Raw genomic sequence first — 21,158 nt, 5'->3', positions numbered from 1 at the left:
CTGCGGTGTCGAAACTTCCGATCCACATTGTGGAGGAATTCGAGGAAGCGGACACGAGCGGTGGGCTTTCTACCGTCCCGGTTGCACATCGTTCGTGTTGTGAGCCTGTTCGAGGCCGACGGAAAACACGTCGAAGCATCGCCCAAACATCAGCACAGCGATCTGAATGCGTGGCGGCTCGCCGCAACGAGCACGTTTCCCTTGTCGTCGGTCAGTTCCACGAGGTGCAAACCTCGGCAGCGCGCCGCCGCCGTTGCACATTCGAGGCCACCGTGCCTTTCGATCGCCGAACGTGCACGTTGGCTCATGGTCGCGTCGCCGTCACGAACGGCATCGAGCCATTTTTCCAACCAAACGCTGTCTTTCTCGTTCGAGGCACTCATCCGGAGATCCTCGTGCAGGACGTCGTGCCATTCGGGATGGCGTTCGAACTGGGCTTTCGCGAAGGGACAGAGCGGCAGGATCGCCATGCCGTTTTCGCGTGCGTCGACGACCGCCTGGGACACCAGCCGCTCGCCGATCCGCCGGCCACGCAGGGCGCCGGGTACTTCCGTATGGTCGATGATGAGAAGCGTGACGCCGGCATGGCTGTAGGTCATCTCGGCGAGATGCCCGTCGATTTCGAGCAGGTATCGCCCTTTCGACGGTCCGTCCTCGCGCCGGACCGGTTCCGTCGGCATCGGCTTCGCGGTGCCGGCGTTCCCGTTCTCGATCCCGCGAACGGGCCGCACGACCCGTGGACGGCCGATCCCGCATTCGAGGTTCTCCCGGTCCCAACCGCCAAGATCGGCCGCCGCCTCGTAGGTGCTCGAAAGAAAGGCCATGAGGGCTGCGTCGGGATCGGGTGCGGCGCGTACCACTTCGTAGGGCAGGACGAATTCCGAAAGCTCGGTGCTCCAGAAGGCGTCGTCGGGTTCGACGCTTGCCGACCGGAAGGCGCTCGGCGTCGGGTAGGCGTAGGAATAGAACGCGGGGTAGTCGAGACCGCCGCCGCCCGGCCAGAAGCCGGCCGACGAGACTTCGCGGTCGTAGGCTTCCTGCGCCACGTCGTCCGGCAGCGCCGGGACGCCGCCCGGATGGAGTGGAGCGGCGCGGCCGGAAAAGCGCGTGACGGCCAGGTCGAACGAGCCCCAGAACAGGTGCACCGGGCTCGCCTTGCCGACATAGGATGTCCGGAACGCTTTGAAGACGCGATCGACGGCGACCGTCGCACGGAAGAAGCGGGTCACGGCCTCGGCGTCGTAGGGGCGATCACGATCGTCTTCGGTGAACGGAACCGGATCACGAATTTCGTTCGGGCTGCCGTCGAAGTCCAGTGTCCCGCCGAGGTTCTTCACCATTTCCACGAACTGTGCGTGAAAGTCGGCGACCGTCATCGGCTCCAGCGCGAAATCGGCCGAGCGCCCATCCGCCGTCTGGCCGACGACACGATGATCGATGAGGTCGAAAAGGATCTCGATCCCCGGGCCGTCCGGAACGAGGGAAGAACTCCACCCGCGCGATGTGACGTAGAAGGTCGCGTGCCAGGAATGGTTGACCCATGGCGTGTGCGCGAGCCGATACTTGCCGGCGATCTGCAGATAGAGATGGAGCGCGGCACAGGTCTCGCGCCAGTTCAGGTAATCGAGTTCGGGCCAGATCTTGCTCTTCATTCCGAAACCTCCATCGAGACGACGCCGGTAGCGGTTGGCAGTCGAAGACAGTGCACCCGGCCTTTGCGTTGAAAGTCGGGCGACCGGCCCGGTTCGCGCGGCCGACCGGCGGGTAGGGATGATTTCCGAGATGGTCGAGCAAGCAGTCGGGCGTCGGACTGCGAGGACGGACGTGTCCGGTACGGTTACAAACGTGCCGACTTTCGCTCAGCGTCTACGGTTCCATTCTGTAACGGAGCCGACCCCGAAGCGCATCGCCGGCGGCAGGTCGAAGATGAAGTAGGGGTTGAGCATCGGCGGCGCGCTGATCCGGTCGAGCTTCGCAATCTGGTCGGCTGATAGGTCGATATCGAGCGAGGCGACGTTCTGCACGATCTGCTCCGGCCGGCTCGCACCGATCAGAACGGACGATACGCCGCGTCGATTGACGGTCCAGGACAGCGCGACCTCCGCCATCGAGCGTTGAGCCTCTTCGGCAACCTCGTGAAGCGTGTCGACGACGTCGAAATTGCGCTCGGTAAACAGCATGCCACCGAACGGATTGTCGCCCTTCAGACGTTCCCGACCTTCGCTTTCGTCCGTTTTCTCCATCGAGCCCTTGTTCGGCAGGCCCGAGGAACGGTCTGCCTGATCGAGCATTTCGCGTCCGTACTTGCCGGTGAGCATGCCGCCGCCGAGCGGACTCCAGGGCACCATGCCGAGGCCGAATTCGGCGCCCGCCGGCACGATTTCGAGCTCGACGCCCCGGTCGAGCAACGAATACTGGTACTGGAGCCCAATCGGCACGGGCAACCCATGGGCTTGTGCGAGCGTGGCAATCTTCGCGACGTACCAGGCCGGCGCGTTGGAGAAGCCGTAGTGGAGGATCTTGCCGGCCCTGACGGCGTCGGTCAGCGTTTGAAGCACTTCCTCGGCCGGCGTGACGCGGTCCCAGACATGGATCCAGTAGAGGTCGATGTAATCGGTCTGGAGCCGGCGCAACGAACCATCGAGCCCAGCCCGGATGGCCTTCGCGCCGTTGCCGCCCGCATTCGGATTGCCTTGCGCGCGCGGAAAGCCCGCCTTCGTCGCGACGACGAGATGGTCGCGCAACCCCGCATCGGCGACGAACCGGCCAAGCATCTCTTCGCTGTGTCCGCCCGAATAGACGTCCGCCGTGTCGACGAAATTGCCGCCCGCCTCGACATAGGCGTCGAACACGGCGCGCGATGCTTCCTCGTCCGAGCCCCAACGGCCGGCGCCGAAGGTCATCGTGCCGAGTGCCAGCGGGCTGACGAGAAGGCCCGACCGGCCGAGGCTGCGATAATGCGTGAGATCCATTCCGTATTTCCTGAGTGTGTCGTTCGGTTTCGGACTGGAACGTAGCGACCGATCCGCACCGGGATTACCCGTTGTCCTTCGCATGGGCCGGAAAGCCGGTCGGCGATATCCGCCTCGGCAATCGTTTCTGTCACACAAACTGTCACACAGTCGGAAATAAGGGGAGGCGGGGAAGGCGCAAACCCCTGTGGGGCAGTGGTGGGCGGTGAGAGGATCGAACTCCCGACAACCTCGGTGTAAACGAGGTGCTCTACCGGCTGAGCTAACCGCCCGTCCGTTGGCTCGTTTAGGCGTTTGCCGGCGCTGGTGCAAGGGTGAAGGTGTTGATCGGGTAGGGCGGCTCGGACCTGTGGACGGCGTTTCTTTCTGTGAGCGGATTTCATTGGAAAAGGCTGCCGGGGGCCGCTTGACACGTCCTGGCGAACCGCTTAATCCCACGCTCCAGACGCGGCGGACAGATGGCCGCGTTCGGAAATTGCGGGTGTAGCTCAGTTGGTTAGAGTGCCGGCCTGTCACGCCGGAGGTCGCGGGTTCGAGTCCCGTCACTCGCGCCATTTCCGATGATCAGCGCTTCGAAGGCGCATTCCCTTTCGACATCACGATCGTGTTTTCAGCGGCTGCGACATGCACGGCGTTGCCATGTGCCGCGCCGTCGGTGATGTGTGCCATAAGGGGAATGTTAGGGTTTCGAAAGTATGGCTGTCGGCAAACGTGAGGTTTGTCGATGCGTATCACGGTTCTTGTGCTTCTGCTCGCGCTCGGAGGCTGCGCGACCGCGCCCCATTCGATCAACAACGTGTGTTCCGTCTTCGACCAGCGCGATGGCTGGATCACCGACTGGTACTCCGACGCCAAACAGGCCCAGCAGGCCTATGGCGTGCCCGTGCCGGTGCTGATGGCGACGGTTCGCAAGGAATCGGGCTTCAAGGCGCGGGCCCGGCCGGCACGCAAGTGGATCCTCGGCATCATTCCTTGGAAACGGCCTTCCTCGGCCTACGGCTTTTCGCAGGCGCTCGACGGTACGTGGGATCGCTACAAGCGCGAAACGGGACATTGGGCCGCCAAGCGCAACAATTTCGGCGACGCGATCGATTTCGTCGGCTGGTATCACCGCAAGAGCTACGAGCGGAACGGCATCCCGCTGAACGACGCCTACGATCTCTACCTGGCGTACTATTTCGGCCATGCCGGCTATGCCCGCGGCGACTGGCGGTCGAACGCGGCGATCCGCAATTACGCCGCGGCGACGCAGAAGATGGCCAACCAATACGCCGCACAGCTTCGAAGCTGCGGGCGGTAATGTCGCATACCGCCCGAAAGCCGTTTCCTTCGCCATGCTCGGCACCTAGATAGGCCGATCGGCGCGTTCGTTTGGGCAACCGCCCGCGACGTGTGCGCGCGGGTGCCCGTTCGCAACGGCGTTTCGCCCAAGCCAGCCTTGCGCGTTCTATGAGGCTGCGATAACCACGCCGCAATGCACCACGATGTGGCCCGGTCGCGATGGCCTGCCGTCGTCGCCGATGCCGAAACCGGTTTGCCGCAAGGGAAAGGACGCCATGACCGCGCTTCTCGGTTCCTATCTGCCGATCGCGATCTTCATCGCGATCGCGCTCGTCATCGCGCTCGCGCTTCTGACGGCGCCGTTCCTGCTGGCCTACAAGTCGCCTGATTCGGAAAAGCTTTCCGCCTACGAATGCGGCTTCAACGCTTTCGACGACGCACGCATGAAGTTCGACATCCGCTTCTATCTGGTGTCGATCCTCTTCATCATCTTCGATCTGGAGGTGGCGTTCCTGTTTCCGTGGGCGGTATCGTTCGGCTCCATCGGCTGGTTCGGCTTCTGGTCGATGATGGTGTTCCTTGCCGTGCTGACGATCGGCTTTATCTACGAGTGGAGAAAGGGTGCTCTCGAATGGGATTGAACCAGCAAGGCTCCACGACCGTCGCGCCGCGTCCGACCGGCGTGATCGATCCGAAGACCGGCCGTCCGGCCGGGGAGACCGACGCGTATTTCGCCGACATCAATCAGGAACTGCAGGACAAAGGTTTCCTGGTCACCTCGGCCGAGGACGTCATCACCTGGGCGCGCACCGGCTCGCTCATGTGGATGACGTTCGGCCTCGCGTGCTGCGCGGTGGAGATGATGCAGGTTTCCATGCCGCGCTACGACGCCGAGCGCTTCGGTCTTGCGCCGCGCGCGTCTCCGCGCCAGTCCGATCTGATGATCGTCGCCGGAACGCTGACGAACAAGATGGCGCCCGCCATCCGCAAGGTCTACGACCAGATGCCGGAGCCGCGCTACGTCATCTCCATGGGTTCGTGCGCCAATGGCGGCGGCTACTACCATTATTCCTATGCCGTGGTGCGCGGCTGCGACCGGGTGATTCCCGTCGACGTCTACGTGCCCGGCTGTCCGCCGACGGCCGAAGCGCTGCTTTACGGGATCCTTCTTCTGCAGAAGAAGATCCGGCGCACCGGCACGATCGAGCGGTAGGATTGAGGGCGAGGCAACGATGAGCGCAGCGATGGAAGATCTCGCCTCCTATCTGAAGGAGAACCGCGAGAACCTCTTCGAGACCGCGATGGTCACCTACGGCGAACTGACGGTGACGACGTCGATCGAAAACATCGTCCCGCTGATCACCTTCCTGCGGGACGACGTGCAGTGCCGGTTCGTCAATCTGACCGACATATGCGGCGTCGACTGGCCGGGCAGGGCGCGGCGCTTCGATGTCGTCTATCACCTGCTTTCGCCGTACCAGAACCAGCGCATTCGCGTGAAGGTTCCCGTCGGCGAGGACGAGCCGATCGCCTCCGTGACGGGCATCTTCCCCGGCGCGGACTGGTTCGAGCGGGAGGCGTACGATCTCTACGGCATTCTCTTCACCGGCCATCCGGACCTTCGTCGTATCCTGACCGACTACGGCTTCGAAGGGTATCCGATGCGCAAGGATTTCCCGCTGACGGGCTTCGTCGAGGTGCGCTACGACGACGTCGCCAAGCGGGTCGTCTACGAGCCGGTGGAACTGAAGCAGGAATTCCGCTCCTTCGACTTCCTCAGTCCCTGGGAAGGCACGGACTACGTGCTGCCGGGCGACGAGAAGGCCGAATAGGAACGAACAGCGCCGGCCAGCCGCCGGCCGATACCCCTTGTGGACACGATGCGATGACCGAGCACAACGTTCGAAACTTCAACATCAATTTCGGGCCTCAGCACCCTGCGGCGCATGGCGTGCTGCGGCTTGTGCTTGAACTCGACGGCGAGATCGTCGAGCGCGTCGATCCGCATATCGGGCTCCTGCATCGCGGTACCGAGAAGCTGATCGAGAACAAGACGTATCTTCAGGCGATCCCGTATTTCGATCGGCTGGACTACGTCGCCCCGATGAACCAGGAACACGCCTTCGCGCTGGCGATCGAGCGACTTTCGGGCACCGAAGTGCCGATCCGTGCGCAGCTCATCCGCGTGCTCTACTGTGAAATCGGCCGTATTCTTTCGCATCTTCTCAACGTCACGACGCAGGCGATGGACGTCGGCGCCCTGACGCCGCCGCTCTGGGGTTTCGAGGAACGCGAAAAACTGATGACGTTCTACGAGCGCGCTTCGGGCTCGCGCATGCACGCGGCCTATTTCCGCGCCGGCGGCGTTCATCAGGATCTTCCCGAAGACCTGGTCGAGGATATCGGGAAGTGGTGCGATCAGTTCATCGGCGTCGTCGACGATCTGGACCAGCTTCTGACCGGCAACCGGATCTTCAAGCAGCGCAACGTCGATATCGGCGTCGTTACGCTCGAAGAGTGCTGGGCATGGGGCTTTTCCGGCGTCATGGTGCGTGGTTCGGGGGCAGCCTGGGACCTGCGCCGCTCGCAGCCCTACGAATGTTACTCGGAGCTCGATTTCGACATTCCGATCGGCAAGAACGGCGACTGCTACGATCGCTACCTGATCCGCATGATCGAGATGCGCGAATCGACGCGGATCATGAAGCAGTGCGTCGAACGTCTGCTCGGTAAGGACCGTCACGGACCGATCCATGCGACGGACGGCAAGATGGTGCCGCCCAAGCGCGAGACGATGAAGCGTTCGATGGAAGCGCTTATTCATCACTTCAAGCTTTATACGGAAGGTTTCCGGGTGCCCGAGGGCGAGATCTACGCCTGCGTCGAGGCACCGAAGGGCGAATTCGGCGTCTATCTCATCTCGGACGGGACGAACAAGCCGTATCGCTGCAAGATCAAGGCGCCGGGCTTCGCCCATCTGCAGGCGATGGACCATGTGTGCAGCGGTCATCTCCTGGCCGACGTTTCGGCGGTACTCGGCTCGCTCGACGTCGTCTTCGGCGAGGTCGACCGCTGATGGCTAGCGCGCCGCGCGGGAGCTGCGATCGCGTCGCTTTCGCAGTTTCGCGTGGCGAGAAGAACGAGAGGCGGCTTGGCGATGTTCCCAATGGGGAAAGGCCGGCCGGTACGGCGCAGGGGGCACGGCTCCGCGTCAGGGTAATGCAGTAAAGGATCCGTACGGAATGTCAGTGCGCAGGCTTGCCGAAGATCACGACCAGCCCGAACGCTTCGCGTTTTCCGACGAGAACGCGAAATGGGCGGACGCGACGATCGCGAAGTATCCGGAAGGGCGGCAGCAATCGGCCGTCATCCCGCTTCTCATGCGTGCGCAGGAGCAGGAAGGCTGGGTAACGCAACCGGCGATCGAGAGCGTCGCCGACATGCTGGCGATGCCCTATATCCGCGTGCTCGAGGTCGCGACGTTCTATACGCAGTTCCAGCTCAAGCCCGTCGGCAAGAAGGCACACATCCAGGTCTGTGGCACGACACCGTGCATGCTGAGGGGTTCCGAGGGGCTGATCGAAGTCTGCCGCAGGCGGATCCACGGCGAACCGTTCGAGCTTAGTGAGGAAGGTGCGCTTTCCTGGGAAGAGGTCGAGTGCCAAGGCGCATGCGTGAACGCGCCGATGGTGATGATCGCCAAGGACGCCTACGAAGACCTGACGCCCGAACGGCTCGAGGAAATCATCGACGCGTTCGAGGCCGGACGCGGCGGCGAGGTGCCCGTCGGGCCACAGGTCGACCGGACCTCTTCTGCCCCGCTCGGCGGGTTGACGAGCTTGACGTCCGAGGCCGAGGCCGGGCGAACGGATACCAAGAGCGAGGACGGCAAGACGGCCGAACAGTCGGTGCCGCCATCGAAGGCCGGTCGCCCGTCGACCTCGGCACCCGAAACCGACGCAACGGTCGATTCGCCTTCGCCCACGAAGAGCACCCCCGAAGACGAGGAGGTGAACACCGACGGCAGGGCGGCGAAGGAAGCCGAAGAGGCCGGTCGCGAGGGGGATTCCTCCTCTGGAAATGCTGCGAGCAGCGCGACGAGCGGCAGCGATGTCGGGCGTGATCGTGGAAAGCCGATCAAGAGCGTCTCGGGCACGGCGAAATCGAACGCCGATGGCGATCGCGGCAAGGACGCGGACGAGAAGGACGGCGCGAAAACGGTGCAGAGCGTCGATGGCGGCGAGCAAGGATCCGCCAAACGCGAAGACGGCGAACAGCCTCCGATGATCGACAAGCCGAAACAGCCCGACGATCTGAAGAAAATCAATGGTATCGGTCCGAGGATTGAGGAGAGACTTCAGGAAATCGGCGTGTGGACGATCCGGCAGATTTCGAACTGGAGCGATGCCGAGGTCGCGTGGGTCGATGCGAAACTGAGCTTTCGCGGTCGGATCGAACGCGAAGAGTGGGTTCATCAGGCAAAAGTGCTGACGAACGCCGGTGGTGCGGAGTAGACTTCGACGACACGAAGAGTGCCGACGGAACGCAGGAAGGAACGAGCCAGGTCATGCTTGCTGACAAGGACCGCATTTTCACCAACATCTACGGCATTCACGACAAGTCCCTGAAAGGCGCGATGAAACGCGGCCATTGGGACAACACCAAGGCGCTCATCGAGATGGGCCGCGAAGGCGTGATCAACGTGATGAAGGAATCGGGCCTGCGCGGGCGCGGCGGCGCCGGTTTCCCGACCGGACTCAAATGGTCCTTCATGCCGAAGGAAAGCGACGGTCGGCCGCATTATCTCGTCGTCAACGCCGACGAATCCGAACCCGGCACCTGCAAGGACCGGGACATCATGCGCCACGATCCGCACACGCTGATCGAAGGCTGCGTGATCGCCGGCTTCGCCATGGGGGCCAACACGGCGTACATCTACATCCGCGGCGAATACATCCGCGAGCGCGAGGCACTGCAGGCCGCGATCGACGAGTGCTACGACGCAGGCCTTCTTGGCCGTGACAACAAATGCGGATGGGACTTCGACGTCTATGTCCATCATGGCGCCGGCGCCTACATCTGCGGCGAAGAGACCGCGATGCTGGAAAGCCTGGAGGGCAAGAAGGGCCTACCGCGCCTCAAGCCGCCGTTTCCGGCCAATGTCGGCCTATGGGGGTGCCCGACGACGGTGAACAACGTCGAATCGATCGCCGTGGCGCCGACCATTCTTCGGCGTGGGGCGAGCTGGTTCGCAGGGATCGGCCGCGAGAAGAACACCGGGACCAAGCTCTTCTGCGTGTCCGGACATGTCGAGCGGCCCTGCACGGTGGAAGAGGAGATGTCGATCACCTTCCGCGAGCTCGTCGATCGCCATTGCGGCGGCGTGCGCGGCGGGGCGGACAACCTCCTGGCCGTCATTCCTGGCGGCTCGTCGGTGCCGCTGGTGCCCGGCGATCAGATCATCGACGCGCCGCTCGACTTCGATTCGCTGCGCGAATTGAAGTCCGGTCTCGGCACCGCGGCGGTCATCGTCATGGACAAGTCGACCGACATCGTCAAAGCCATCGCCCGGATCGCCTATTTCTACCGGCACGAAAGCTGCGGTCAGTGCACGCCCTGCCGTGAAGGTACGGGCTGGATGTGGCGGCTGATGCAGCGCATGGTCGAAGGACGCGCGCAAAAGCGCGAGATCGACATGCTGTTCGACGTGACGAAGCAGATCGAGGGCCATACCATCTGCGCACTCGGCGACGCAGCCGCCTGGCCAATCCAGGGCCTCATCCGGCATTTCCGGCCGGAGATGGAGCGGCGCATCGATGAGTTCACGCGCAACGCCGAGCCGGGCGCGCGTCCCGTGCTCGAGGCGGCGGAGTAGTCGAAAAGAATTCGGGATCCGGGGAAACGTTCGCGGGCAGTGAAAGGAATGGCAAGGGAGATCGATATGTCGACATCTGCTTTTCCCGGCGCAAACCGGCCGGAAACGACGAACGAAATGCTCGCCGGCATGGACGAATGGACGCGCTCCGTCCAGCCAATGGCGGCGATGATGATACAGCCGCTCGCCGCATCGGCGATGATGACGGCCGTCGGGATCGGCGTCGCCGGCCACATGGCCGGTCTCGCGCTCGGAACCGTACGGGCGATGAACGGCGGCGGACAGGCCAGGTGGTTCGGCGCGATGCCGCTTCCCGGCATGGAGACCTTCGCCCCGACCGAAACGGGCGCGCCGGCGAGCACGGCCGGTACGCGCAAGCGGCGCACCCGTTCGAACGGGCGGGATGCAGCGCCTTCGGCGGAAAACGGTGCGCCTTTGCCACCGCTCGACCCCGTTGACGCGCTGAAGGCGGCCACCGATACGGCCGTCGAGGCGGCGGAGGAAACGACGCGGACCATGGTTCGCGAGGCGAAGACGATGCAGGACGAGGCGGCGAAGGCATCGCAGGCCGTCGTCGATAAGCCGGCACCGAAGACGGTGGAGACCGGCAATACGTCCGAGGCGGCGGCCGACGGCGAAGGGATGAAGAAGCCGGCGTCACGCAAGAAGCCGGATACGCCGGACGATCTCAAGCGGATCACCGGCATCGGGCCGAAGCTGGAACAGGTGCTGAACGGCATCGGCGTCTGGCGCTTCGATCAGATCGAGGGATGGTCGAAGAACGAGGTCGCCTGGGTCGACGACTACCTCCAGTTCCCGGGTCGGATCGCGCGGGACGACTGGCAGGGTCAGGCGAAGACGCTCGCGGCCGAGGCGCGATAGGAAATAGACGGCCGCCCCCGTTTCGTCGGGGCGCGGCCGCCTGATGCTTCGAGCCGGCATCGAAACCGGTTCGCGCGACGCGCGCGGCGCATTCCGTCATCACGGCGGTGGTGAAGGACCGTCGCCGAAGCTCGGTGGGCAAGCCCCGCCGGGACGACTACAACCGCGGCGAACGCGACCAGCTCCGGTCGCGCTCGCGGCACGCAACGCTCCGGTACGTTCAGGCGCAGCGCCTCGTGCGCGGGCGAGGGAAAGCGAAAGAATGACGAAGCTCAAGGTCGACGGAAACGAGATCGAGGTGCCGGACCACTACACGCTGCTTCAGGCGTGCGAGGACGGCGGCGCGGAAATTCCGCGGTTTTGCTGGCACGAACGCCTTTCGATCGCCGGCAACTGCCGCATGTGCCTCGTCGAGGTGAAGGGCGGACCGCCCAAGCCCGCCGCCTCCTGCGCGATGGGCGTGAAGGATCTGCGTCCCGGGCCGGAAGGCCAACTTCCCGAGGTCTTTACCAACACGCCGATGGTCAAGAAGGCGCGCGAAGGGGTGATGGAGTTCCTGCTCATCAACCATCCGCTCGATTGCCCGATCTGCGACCAGGGCGGCGAGTGCGACTTGCAGGACCAGGCAATGGCCTTCGGCGTCGACGCCTCGCGCTACAAGGAGAACAAGCGCGCGGTCGAAGACAAGTATGTCGGTCCGCTCGTCAAGACCATCATGAACCGCTGCATCCACTGCACGCGGTGCGTTCGCTTCACGACCGAGGTCGCCGGCATCGCCGAGCTCGGCCTGATCGGTCGCGGCGAGGATGCCGAAATCACGACCTATCTCGAGCACGCCATGACGTCCGAGCTGCAGGGCAACGTCATCGATCTCTGCCCGGTCGGCGCGCTCACCTCGAAGCCGTACGCCTTCCAGGCGCGGCCGTGGGAGCTCGGCAAGACCGAATCGATCGACGTCATGGACGCCGTCGGCTCGGCGATCCGCGTCGATACGCGCGGCCGTGAGGTCATGCGCGTCATGCCGCGCGTCAACGAGGCGGTGAACGAGGAGTGGATCTCCGACAAGACCCGCTTCATCTGGGACGGCCTGCGCACGCAGCGCCTCGATCGGCCCTATATGCGCGATGGCGAGGGCCGGCTGCGCGAGGCGAGCTGGGGCGAGGCGTTCCAGGCGATCGGCAAGGCGGTTTCCGCGGCGAAGCCGGAGAAGATCGGCGCCATTGCCGGCGATCTCGCCGGTGTCGAGGAAATGTATGCGCTCAAGGAACTGATGCATTCGCTCGGTTCGAAGAACATCGACTGCCGGCAGGACGGCTCCAAGCTCGATCCGGCCTTCGGGCGTGCATCCTATCTCTTCGGTCCGTCGATCGAAGCGATCGAGGAAGCCGACGCGCTGCTGATCGTCGGTGCCAATCCGCGCTTCGAGGCGTCGGTGCTGAACGCGCGCATCCGCAAGCGCTGGGGCTTCGTCGAGCCGTTCCCGATCGCCGTGATCGGCGAGAATGCGGATCTGCGCTACGACTACGACTATCTCGGTGCCGGCACCGACACGCTGACGACGCTGATCGACGGAAAGCACGATTTTCTCGAGACGCTGAAGAATGCCGAACGGCCGATGATCATTCTCGGGCAGGGCGCTCTTTCCCGTGAGGACGGGCTTTCGGTGCTCGCATCGACGGCCAAGCTCGCCCGCACGATCGGCGCGATCGGCGGCGAGTGGAACGGCTTTGGCGTGCTGCATACGGCGGCCTCGCGCGTCGGCGGGCTCGATCTCGGCTTCGTGCCGGGCGAGGGCGGCATGAACGCCCGCGAGATGCTTTCGGGCACGGACGTCCTCTTCCTCCTCGGTGCCGACGAAATGGACATGACGCTAAGGACTGCCGGCTTCACCGTCTATATCGGCACGCATGGCGACGTCGGGGCGCACCATGCCGACGTGATTCTGCCAGCCGCGGCCTATACGGAAAAGTCCGCGACCTACGTCAACACGGAAGGCCGGGTGCAACTTGCCAATCGCGCCGGTTTCGCGCCGGGCGACGCACGCGAGGACTGGGCCATCCTGCGCGCGCTTTCGGACGTCGTCGGTCATCGCCTGCCGTTCAACTCGCTGAACGAGCTGCGTGCGAAGCTCTACCAGGAGTACAAGCACTTCGCCCTGATCGACGAGATTGCCGTGCCGGAGACCAGCGACATTTCGACCGGGTTCGACGAACTCGTGAAAAAAGCGGGCAAAATGGAGGCGAGCGGATTTGCGTCGCCGATCAAAGACTTCTATTTGACGAACCCGATCGCCCGCGCTTCGGCGGTGATGGCGGAATGCTCGGCGCTGGCGCGCGGCGAAACGAAGCTTGCAGCGGAATAGGGACTGACAGCGCACCATGGACGGTTTCTTCTCGACATATGTGCTGCCGACGCTTCTGATGATCGGCGAGACGCTGCTTCTGCTCGTCTGCCTGCTGCTCTTCATCGCCTATGCGCTGCTGGCCGACCGCAAGATCTGGGCAGCCGTCCAGCTTCGCCGCGGACCGAACGTCGTCGGCCCATTCGGCCTCTTCCAGTCCTTCGCCGACCTGTTAAAGCTCGCGCTCAAGGAGCCGATCATCCCGGCCGGCGCCAACAAGGGCATCTTCCTGCTGGCGCCGCTCGTCGCCGTCACGCTGGCGCTCGCGACCTGGGCGGTCATTCCGCTGAACCAGGGCTGGGCGATCGCCAACATCAATGTGGGCATCCTCTACATCTTCGCGATCTCCACGCTCGAAGTGTACGGCGTCATCATGGCCGGCTGGGCGTCGAACTCCAAATATCCCTTCCTGGGCGCGCTGCGTTCAGCGGCGCAGATGGTCTCTTACGAAGTCTCGATCGGCTTCGTCATCGTCACGGTGCTTCTGACCGTCGGATCGCTGAACCTTTCCGACATCGTCCTTTCCCAGCGCGACGGGCTCGGCACAATGCTCGGCTTGCCGAACTCGCTGCTCGACTGGAACTGGCTGGCGCTGTTCCCGATGTTCATCGTCTTCTTCATCTCCTCGCTTGCGGAGACGAACCGTCCGCCCTTCGATCTGCCGGAAGCGGAGTCGGAGCTCGTCGCGGGCTACATGGTCGAATATTCGTCGATGCCGTTCATGATGTTCATGCTCGGCGAGTACGCGGCGATCATGCTTCTGTGCTCGCTGACGACGATCCTCTTCCTCGGCGGCTGGCTGCCGCCGCTCGACGTCGCCGTCTTGAACTGGGTGCCGGGCGTCATCTGGTTCGTGCTCAAGGTCTGCTTCGTCTTCTTCATGTTCGCGCTCGTGAAGGCTTTCGTGCCGCGCTACCGCTACGACCAGCTCATGCGGCTCGGCTGGAAGGTCTTCCTGCCGATCTCGCTTGCTTCCGTCGTCGTCGTCGCGTTCGTACTGAAGCTGACGGGGTGGGCCTGATGTCCTTGCCCGTCCTCGGCGCGGTCCTCGGGCTCGTCGTGGCGCTGGGCGAGGCGATCTTCCTGCGCGTGCTGTCGCGGCGGGTCGATCTGCCTGAAACAAAGAAGGCGCTGACCGTCGTCGGCGCCGTGCAACTGATTCTTTTTCCCATCGTCGGCTGGTTCGTGGCCGATGCGATTGGAGGTTCGTGATGGCCGGATTGTCCCAGGCCGCCAATGCGCTGTTCCTGAGGGAGTTCCTCGGGGCGGTGAAGCTTTCGATGCGGTATTTCTTCAAGCCGAAGGCGACGCTGAACTACCCCTTCGAGAAGGGGGCCGTCAGTGCTCGCTTCCGAGGCGAGCATGCGCTTCGCCGGTATCCGAACGGGCAGGAGCGCTGCATCGCCTGCAAGCTGTGCGAGGCGATCTGTCCCGCGCAGGCGATCACCATCGAGGCCGGGCCGCGGCGTAACGACGGCACGCGCCGCACGGTGCGCTACGATATCGACATGGTGAAGTGCATCTATTGCGGCTTCTGCCAGGAAGCCTGCCCGGTCGACGCGATCGTCGAGGGGCCGAACTTCGAATACGCCACCGAGACCCGCGAAGAGCTGTACTACGACAAGGACAAGCTCATCGCCAACGGGGACCGGTGGGAGCGCGAGATCGCGCAGAACATTGCCATCGACGCGCCCTACCGCTAATCGGAGGGGCGCGAGGGGCCGGAACGCCGACCCTGCCAATGAATAACGACTAAAGCGGTCGGGGGACCGGATTGCGCGTGTCGTCTTGCGACGGTGCAACGCCGCCGCTTCTCGGGGTTAGAGACAAAAAGGCAGCCTTCATGGGTCTTCAGGCTCTGTTCTTCTATATCTTCGCCTTCGTGGCGATCGCCTCGGCCTTCATGGTCGTCGCCTCGCGCAATCCCGTTCATTCGGTGTTGTTTCTCATCCTGACCTTCTTCAACGCGGCCGGGCTGTTCCTGCTCGCCGGTGCCGAGTTCCTGGCGATGATCCTGCTCGTCGTCTATGTCGGCGCCGTTGCCGTGCTCTTCCTGTTCGTCGTCATGATGCTCGACATCGACCTCGGCCGGATACGCTCCGGCGTGCTCGAATACGCGCCGATCGGCGCACTCGTCGGCGTCATCCTCTTGGCGGAACTCATCGTCGTGCTCGGCGGCAGCTTCGTCTCGCCGCAGGTCGCGCAGAACGTCGGCGTCCCCATTCCCGACTTCGCGGTGCGCTCCAACACCGCCGCGCTCGGCGATCTGCTCTATACGGACTACGTCTACTTCTTCCAGATCGCCGGCATGGTGCTGCTCGTCGCGATGATCGGCGCCATCGTGCTGACGCTGCAGCACAATCGCAGCGTCAAACGCCAGGACATCGCCACGCAGGTGGCCCGTAACCCGCAAACCGCCGTCGAAACCCGGACCGTCAAGCCCGGGCAGGGCATCTAAGGCTCACGCGTTCGGAGAGACCCATGGAAATCGGACTCGCGCACTATCTGACCGTCGGCGCCATCCTGTTCACGCTCGGCATCTTCGGGATCTTCCTCAACCGGAAGAACATCATCGTCATCCTGATGTCGATCGAGCTCATCCTGCTTGCCGTCAACATCAACATGGTGGCCTTCTCGGCCTACCTCAACGACATGGTCGGCCAGATCTTCGCGCTGTTCATCCTCACGGTGGCGGCCGCCGAAGCTGCGATCGGGCTCGCCATTCTCGTCGTATTCTACCGAAACCGCGGATCGATTGCCGTCGAAGACGTCAACACGATGAAGGGCTGATCCGGCATGTATATCGCTATCGTTTTCCTCCCGCTGATCGGCGCCATCGTGGCCGGGCTCTTCGGCCGCTCGGTCGGCGCGAAGAACGCCGAATACATCACCTGCGGCTTCATGGGCGTCAGCGCGGTCCTCTCGTGGATCGCCTTCATCTCCATGGGCTTCGGCGGCGGCGAAGGGTTCCATGTGGAGGTCATGCGCTGGATGACGTCCGGCGACCTTCAGGTGAACTGGCAGCTGAGGATCGATACGCTCACGACCGTGATGCTCGTCGTCGTCACCACCGTCTCGACGCTGGTCCACGTCTATTCGATCGGCTACATGCACGACGATCCGCACAAGCAGCGCTTCTTTTCCTACCTGTCGCTGTTTTCCTTCGCCATGCTGATGCTGGTGACGTCGAACAATCTCCTGCAGATGTTCTTCGGCTGGGAAGGCGTCGGGCTGGCCTCCTATCTGCTGATCGGCTTCTGGTACAAGCGCCCCTCCGCGTGCGCGGCGGCCATGAAGGCCTTCATCGTCAACCGCGTCGGCGATTTCGGCTTCGCGCTCGGCATCTTCGCCGTCTTCGTGCTCTTCGGGTCGATCAGCTTCGACACGATCTTCGCCAACGCGCCCGACTTCCTGAACGGGGGCAATGGCGAGCCGGTCATCAATCTTTTCGGGCTCGAGCTCTCCCGCCAGGGTGCGCTGACGGGTACCTGTCTGCTCCTCTTCATGGGCGCCATGGGCAAGTCGGCACAGTTCCTTCTGCACACTTGGCTGCCGGACGCCATGGAAGGGCCGACGCCGGTCTCCGCGCTGATCCATGCGGCGACGATGGTGACGGCGGGCGTCTTCCTCGTAGCGCGCATGTCTCCGCTCTTCGAGCAGGCGCCGGTCGCCCTCGAATTCATCACGATCGTCGGCTCGTTCACGGCCTTCTTCGCCGCGACGATCGGGCTCGTGCAGACCGACATCAAGCGCGTCATCGCCTATTCGACCTGCTCTCAGCTCGGCTACATGTTCGCGGCCATGGGCGTCGGCGCATACGGGGCGGGCATCTTCCACCTCTTCACGCATGCCTTCTTCAAGGCGCTGCTCTTTCTGTGCGCCGGCTCGGTGATCCACGCCGTTCACGACGAGCAGGACATGCGGCGCATGGGCGGGCTTCGCAAGCACATCCCGAAGACCTACTGGACGATGGTCATCGGCACGCTGGCGTTGACGGGTTTCGGCATTCCCTTCACGCTCATCGGCACGGCCGGGTTCATTTCCAAGGACGCGATCATCGAAGCGTCGCTGATGGCCGATACGCCGCTCGCCGGCTTCGCCTTCTGGATGCTCGTCATCGCTGCGATCCTGACGAGCTTCTATTCGTGGCGCCTGATCTTCATGACGTTCCACGGCAAGCCGCGCGCCTCGGCGGACGTGATGCATCACGTCCATGAATCGCCGAACGTCATGCTCGTTCCGCTCTACGTGCTGTCGATCGGCGCGCTCTTCGCGGGCATGATCTTCAAGGGGTTCTTCTTCGGCCATCACTACGAGGAATTCTGGAAGGGCTCGCTGTTCACGCTACCGGCGAACCATCTCGTCGAGACCTACGAGAACATTCCTGAATGGGCGAGCCTGATGCCCTTCCTCGCCATGGCCATCGGCTTCGTCGTCGCCTGGTACTTCTACATCCGCTCGCCCGAGACGCCGCGGCGTACGGCCGAGCAGTTCTGGGGGCTTCACCGCTTCCTGCTCAACAAGTGGTATATCGACGAGCTCTACGACTTCCTGTTCGTTCGTCCGGTCAAGCGCCTTGGAACGTTTCTGTGGAAGCAGGGTGACGGAGCGACGATCGACCACTATGGGCCGGACGGCGTCGCCGCCCGCGTCCAGGATATCACCGGCCGCGTCGTCAAGCTGCAGTCGGGCTACCTCTATCATTACGCCTTCGCCATGCTGATCGGCGTCGCCGCGCTCGTAACCTGGATGATGTTCGGGAGTGCCATCCAATGACCGATTGGCCGATCCTCTCAACGGTCACGTTCCTGCCGCTCGTCGGTGCCGCGCTGATCCTCGCGATCCGTGACGACAACGAGATCGGCCGGCGCAACATCCGCAACGTGGCGCTGCTGACGACCGGGTTCACCTTCGTGCTGTCGCTGCTCGTCTGGGTCGGCTTCAACACGAACGAAGCCGGCTTCCAGATGGTGGAGAACAGCGCCTGGCTGGACACCGGCATTTCCTACCACATGGGCGTCGACGGCATTTCGATGCTGTTCGTCATCCTGACGACGTTCCTGATGCCGCTGTGCGTCCTGGCGAGCTGGGAGTCGGTGCAGAAGCGCGTGAAGGCCTACATGGTCGCCTTCCTGCTTCTCGAATCGATGATGATCGGCGTCTTCTGCGCGCTCGACATCGTGCTCTTCTACATCTTCTTCGAGGCGGGCCTCATTCCGATGTTCATCATCATCGGCGTGTGGGGCGGGCCGCGGCGCGTCTACGCCTCGTTCAAGTTCTTCCTCTTCACCTTCCTCGGTTCGGTGCTGATGCTGCTCGCCATCATGGCGATGTACTGGGATGCCGGCACCACCTCGATCCCCGAGCTCCTGAACCATCAGTTCCCGGCCTCGATGCAGACATGGTTGTGGCTCGCCTTCTTCGCCTCCTTCGCGGTGAAGATGCCGATGTGGCCCGTCCACACCTGGCTGCCGGACGCGCACGTCGAGGCCCCGACGGCGGGTTCCGTCATTCTCGCCGGCATCCTGCTGAAGCTCGGCGGCTACGGCTTCCTGCGCTTCTCGCTGCCGATGTTCCCGATCGCCTCGAACGAGCTCGCGCCGTTCGTCTTCACCCTGTCGGTGATGGCGATCATGTACACGTCGCTCGTCGCGCTGATGCAGCAGGACATCAAGAAGCTGATCGCCTATTCCTCGGTCGCCCACATGGGCTACGTGACGATGGGCATCTTCGCAGCGAACGTGCAGGGCGTGCAGGGCGGCATCTTCCAGATGCTTTCGCACGGGCTCGTCTCCGGCGCGCTCTTCCTGTGCGTCGGCGTCATCTACGACCGGCTGCACACCCGCGAGATCGCCGCCTATGGCGGGCTCGTGAACAACATGCCGAAATACGCCATGGCCCTGATGGTCTTCACCATGGCGAATGTCGGCCTTCCGGGCACGTCGGGCTTCGTCGGGGAGTTCCTGACGCTGATCGGCGTGTTCCAGGTCAACACTTGGGTCGCCTTCTTCGCCACCACCGGCGTCATCCTTTCGGCCTGCTACGCGCTCTGGCTCTATCGCCGGGTCATCTTCGGCGCGCTCGAAAAGGAGACGCTGAAGTCGATGCTGGACCTGACGACGCGCGAGCGGGTCATCCTCTATCCGCTGATCGCGCTGGTCATCTTCTTCGGCGTCTACCCGACACCGGTCTTCAACGTGACGGCTGCTTCGGTCGACCAGCTGGTGAACCATTATCAGGCCGCGCTCCAGTCGGCGCACGACGTCGCCACGAGCATCAAGTGATTACGGGACGGTTCGCACAATGACCGCTGACATCCTCTCGACTAGCCTGCAGCTCTCTATGCCGGAAATCATTCTGGCCGTGGGGGCGTTGGCGCTCCTGATGGTAGGCGTTTTCACTTCCAGCGAATCGAACACGCTGGTCACGGGGCTCGCCGTCGCCGTGCTGATCATGTCGGGCCTTTGGCTCGTCGTCATCGGCGGCCTGGGGCCAGCTTATGGCGGCGCGTTTCTCGCCGATCCCTTCGCGCGCTACATGAAGGTGCTCGTCCTTCTCGGCTCGATCATGGCCATGATCATGACGGTGGGCCACGCCAAGAACGAACAGATCGACAAGTTCGAGTTCCCTGTGCTGCTGGTCATCGCCACGCTCGGCATGATGCTCATGATCTCGGCGAACAGCCTCATCTCGCTTTATCTCGGGCTCGAGCTGCAGTCGCTGGCGCTCTACGTCGTCGCGGCGATCAACCGCGAAAGCGTGCGCTCGACGGAGGCGGGGCTGAAGTATTTCGTCCTCGGCGCGCTTTCCTCCGGCATGCTGCTTTACGGCGCCTCGCTCGTCTACGGGTTCAGCGGCCATGTCGAGTTCCCGCAGATCGCGCATGCCATCGGTGGTGAACAGCGCTCGCTCGGCCTCGTCTTCGGGCTGGTCTTCGTGCTCGCCGGCATCGCCTTCAAGATCTCCGCCGTTCCGTTCCACATGTGGACGCCGGACGTCTACGAGGGTGCGCCGACGCCGGTCACGGCCTTCTTCGCCGCCGCACCCAAGGTCGCGGCCATGGCGATGCTGGTGCGCATTGTCTCCGAGGCGTTCCAGCCGATCGCCAGCGACTGGCAGCAGATCGTCGTCTTCATCTCGATCGCCTCCATGGTGCTCGGCGCCTTCGCCGCGATCGGCCAGACGAACATCAAGCGTCTGATGGCCTATTCCTCGATCAGCCACATGGGCTATGCGCTCGTCGGCCTTTCGGCCGGCACGGAAGCCGGCGTCCGCGGCGTCGTGCTCTACATGCTGATCTACATGGTCATGACCCTCGGCACCTTCGCTTGCATCCTCGCCATGCGGCGCCGGGAGGAGGGCAATGTCGAGCGCATCGAGGATCTCGCCGGTCTCGCGAGCACGCGTCCGCTGATGGCAGTCGTCCTGACGATACTCATGTTCTCGCTTGCCGGCGTGCCGCCGCTTGCCGGCTTCTTCGGGAAGTACTTCGTCTTCATGGCGGCGATCCAGGCGAACCTCTACGTGCTTGCCGTCATCGGCGTGCTCGCTTCCGTGGTCGGCGCGTACTACTATCTGCGCATCGTCAAGATCATGTGGTTCGACGAGCCGGCCGGCGAGTTCGTACCGACCGCCGGCGAGCTTCGCTTCGTCTTCGGCCTTTCCGGGCTCTTCACGCTCGGCTACGTGCTGATCGGCGGACCGATCGGCACGGCGGCGGCGACGGCTGCCAAGACCTTCTTCTAGG

General features: G+C 63.5%; 19 protein-coding genes and 2 tRNA genes. 18 read left to right on the top strand and 3 right to left on the bottom strand.

All coding sequences use genetic code 11. From position 1 onward, the window contains the following. Positions 1-149: 149 nt before the first annotated feature. From FJU11_RS05480 to FJU11_RS05470, 3 genes are all read right to left on the bottom strand, one after another. A complete protein-coding gene (locus FJU11_RS05480) occupies positions 150-1,652 on the bottom strand; it encodes a DUF5996 family protein (protein WP_141166019.1) in 1,503 nt (500 codons plus the stop codon). Positions 1,653-1,859: 207 nt separating this feature from the next. After that, positions 1,860-2,972, bottom strand: coding sequence for an aldo/keto reductase (locus FJU11_RS05475; RefSeq protein ID WP_181408056.1), 1,113 nt, complete (start codon positions 2,970-2,972; stop codon positions 1,860-1,862). Positions 2,973-3,168: 196 nt separating this feature from the next. Further along, positions 3,169-3,244: transfer RNA gene (locus FJU11_RS05470), tRNA-Val, on the bottom strand. Positions 3,245-3,449: 205 nt separating this feature from the next. Here FJU11_RS05470 and FJU11_RS05465 point away from each other — a divergent pair. The 18 genes from FJU11_RS05465 (at position 3,450) to nuoN (ending at position 21,157) form a co-directional block, all read left to right on the top strand. Beyond that, positions 3,450-3,526 (top strand) — tRNA-Asp (locus FJU11_RS05465). A gap of 170 nt (positions 3,527-3,696) precedes the next feature. Continuing rightward, entirely contained in the window at positions 3,697-4,272 is a 576-nt protein-coding gene (locus tag FJU11_RS05460) for a transglycosylase SLT domain-containing protein (RefSeq protein ID WP_141166017.1), read from the top strand. Positions 4,273-4,528: 256 nt separating this feature from the next. After that, positions 4,529-4,894, top strand: a complete 366-nt coding sequence (locus FJU11_RS05455; protein ID WP_141166016.1) for an NADH-quinone oxidoreductase subunit A — start codon at positions 4,529-4,531, stop codon at positions 4,892-4,894. Then, positions 4,885-5,466, top strand: coding sequence for a NuoB/complex I 20 kDa subunit family protein (locus FJU11_RS05450; protein WP_141166015.1), 582 nt, complete (start codon positions 4,885-4,887; stop codon positions 5,464-5,466). The genes FJU11_RS05455 and FJU11_RS05450 overlap by 10 nt, the downstream gene beginning before the upstream one ends. A 19-nt stretch (positions 5,467-5,485) precedes the next feature. Then, positions 5,486-6,085, top strand: a complete 600-nt coding sequence (locus tag FJU11_RS05445; protein WP_141166014.1) for an NADH-quinone oxidoreductase subunit C — start codon at positions 5,486-5,488, stop codon at positions 6,083-6,085. Positions 6,086-6,138: 53 nt separating this feature from the next. Beyond that, the gene (locus FJU11_RS05440; protein WP_141166013.1) at positions 6,139-7,329 is read left to right on the top strand and encodes an NADH-quinone oxidoreductase subunit D; all 1,191 of its coding nucleotides are present in this window, start codon (positions 6,139-6,141) and stop codon (positions 7,327-7,329) included. A 166-nt stretch (positions 7,330-7,495) separates the two neighbouring features. Continuing rightward, a complete protein-coding gene (gene nuoE, locus FJU11_RS05435) occupies positions 7,496-8,767 on the top strand; it encodes an NADH-quinone oxidoreductase subunit NuoE (RefSeq protein ID WP_141166012.1) in 1,272 nt (423 codons plus the stop codon). 53 nt (positions 8,768-8,820) lie between these two features. Next, positions 8,821-10,128 carry an NADH-quinone oxidoreductase subunit NuoF gene (gene nuoF, locus FJU11_RS05430; RefSeq protein WP_141166011.1) on the top strand — a complete coding sequence of 436 codons (1,308 nt, stop codon included), beginning with the start codon at positions 8,821-8,823 and terminating at the stop codon, positions 10,126-10,128. A gap of 66 nt (positions 10,129-10,194) precedes the next feature. After that, the gene (locus FJU11_RS05425) at positions 10,195-11,010 is read left to right on the top strand and encodes a hypothetical protein (RefSeq protein ID WP_141166010.1); all 816 of its coding nucleotides are present in this window, start codon (positions 10,195-10,197) and stop codon (positions 11,008-11,010) included. A 262-nt stretch (positions 11,011-11,272) separates the two neighbouring features. Next, the gene (gene nuoG / locus FJU11_RS05420; protein WP_141166009.1) at positions 11,273-13,372 is read left to right on the top strand and encodes an NADH-quinone oxidoreductase subunit NuoG; all 2,100 of its coding nucleotides are present in this window, start codon (positions 11,273-11,275) and stop codon (positions 13,370-13,372) included. A gap of 16 nt (positions 13,373-13,388) precedes the next feature. Next, complete coding sequence (gene nuoH / locus FJU11_RS05415) at positions 13,389-14,432, top strand: NADH-quinone oxidoreductase subunit NuoH (RefSeq protein WP_141166008.1); 1,044 nt, start codon at positions 13,389-13,391, stop codon at positions 14,430-14,432. Next, entirely contained in the window at positions 14,432-14,623 is a 192-nt protein-coding gene (locus FJU11_RS05410) for a hypothetical protein (RefSeq protein WP_141166007.1), read from the top strand. Before nuoH ends, FJU11_RS05410 begins: the two co-directional genes overlap by 1 nt. After that, positions 14,623-15,114, top strand: a complete 492-nt coding sequence (gene nuoI, locus FJU11_RS05405) for an NADH-quinone oxidoreductase subunit NuoI (RefSeq protein WP_141166006.1) — start codon at positions 14,623-14,625, stop codon at positions 15,112-15,114. The genes FJU11_RS05410 and nuoI overlap by 1 nt, the downstream gene beginning before the upstream one ends. Positions 15,115-15,254: 140 nt before the next feature. Beyond that, the gene (locus FJU11_RS05400; protein ID WP_141166005.1) at positions 15,255-15,869 is read left to right on the top strand and encodes an NADH-quinone oxidoreductase subunit J; all 615 of its coding nucleotides are present in this window, start codon (positions 15,255-15,257) and stop codon (positions 15,867-15,869) included. Positions 15,870-15,892: 23 nt separating this feature from the next. After that, positions 15,893-16,201 (top strand): NADH-quinone oxidoreductase subunit NuoK, encoded by a 309-nt coding sequence (gene nuoK, locus FJU11_RS05395; RefSeq protein ID WP_141166004.1) that lies wholly within the window; start codon positions 15,893-15,895, stop codon positions 16,199-16,201. Positions 16,202-16,207: 6 nt separating this feature from the next. Beyond that, a complete protein-coding gene (gene nuoL, locus FJU11_RS05390; protein WP_141166003.1) occupies positions 16,208-18,187 on the top strand; it encodes an NADH-quinone oxidoreductase subunit L in 1,980 nt (659 codons plus the stop codon). After that, the gene (locus tag FJU11_RS05385; protein ID WP_141166002.1) at positions 18,184-19,695 is read left to right on the top strand and encodes an NADH-quinone oxidoreductase subunit M; all 1,512 of its coding nucleotides are present in this window, start codon (positions 18,184-18,186) and stop codon (positions 19,693-19,695) included. Before nuoL ends, FJU11_RS05385 begins: the two co-directional genes overlap by 4 nt. 19 nt (positions 19,696-19,714) lie before the next feature. Then, a complete protein-coding gene (gene nuoN / locus FJU11_RS05380; protein WP_141166001.1) occupies positions 19,715-21,157 on the top strand; it encodes an NADH-quinone oxidoreductase subunit NuoN in 1,443 nt (480 codons plus the stop codon). Position 21,158: the final 1 nt, after the last annotated feature.

Origin of the sequence: Pararhizobium mangrovi, assembly GCF_006516965.1 — a bacterium.
Lineage (GTDB): Bacteria > Pseudomonadota > Alphaproteobacteria > Rhizobiales > Rhizobiaceae > Pararhizobium_B > Pararhizobium_B mangrovi.
Note: the sequence above shows the minus strand (reverse complement) of the source record. Positions and strands in the feature narration are given on the sequence as shown.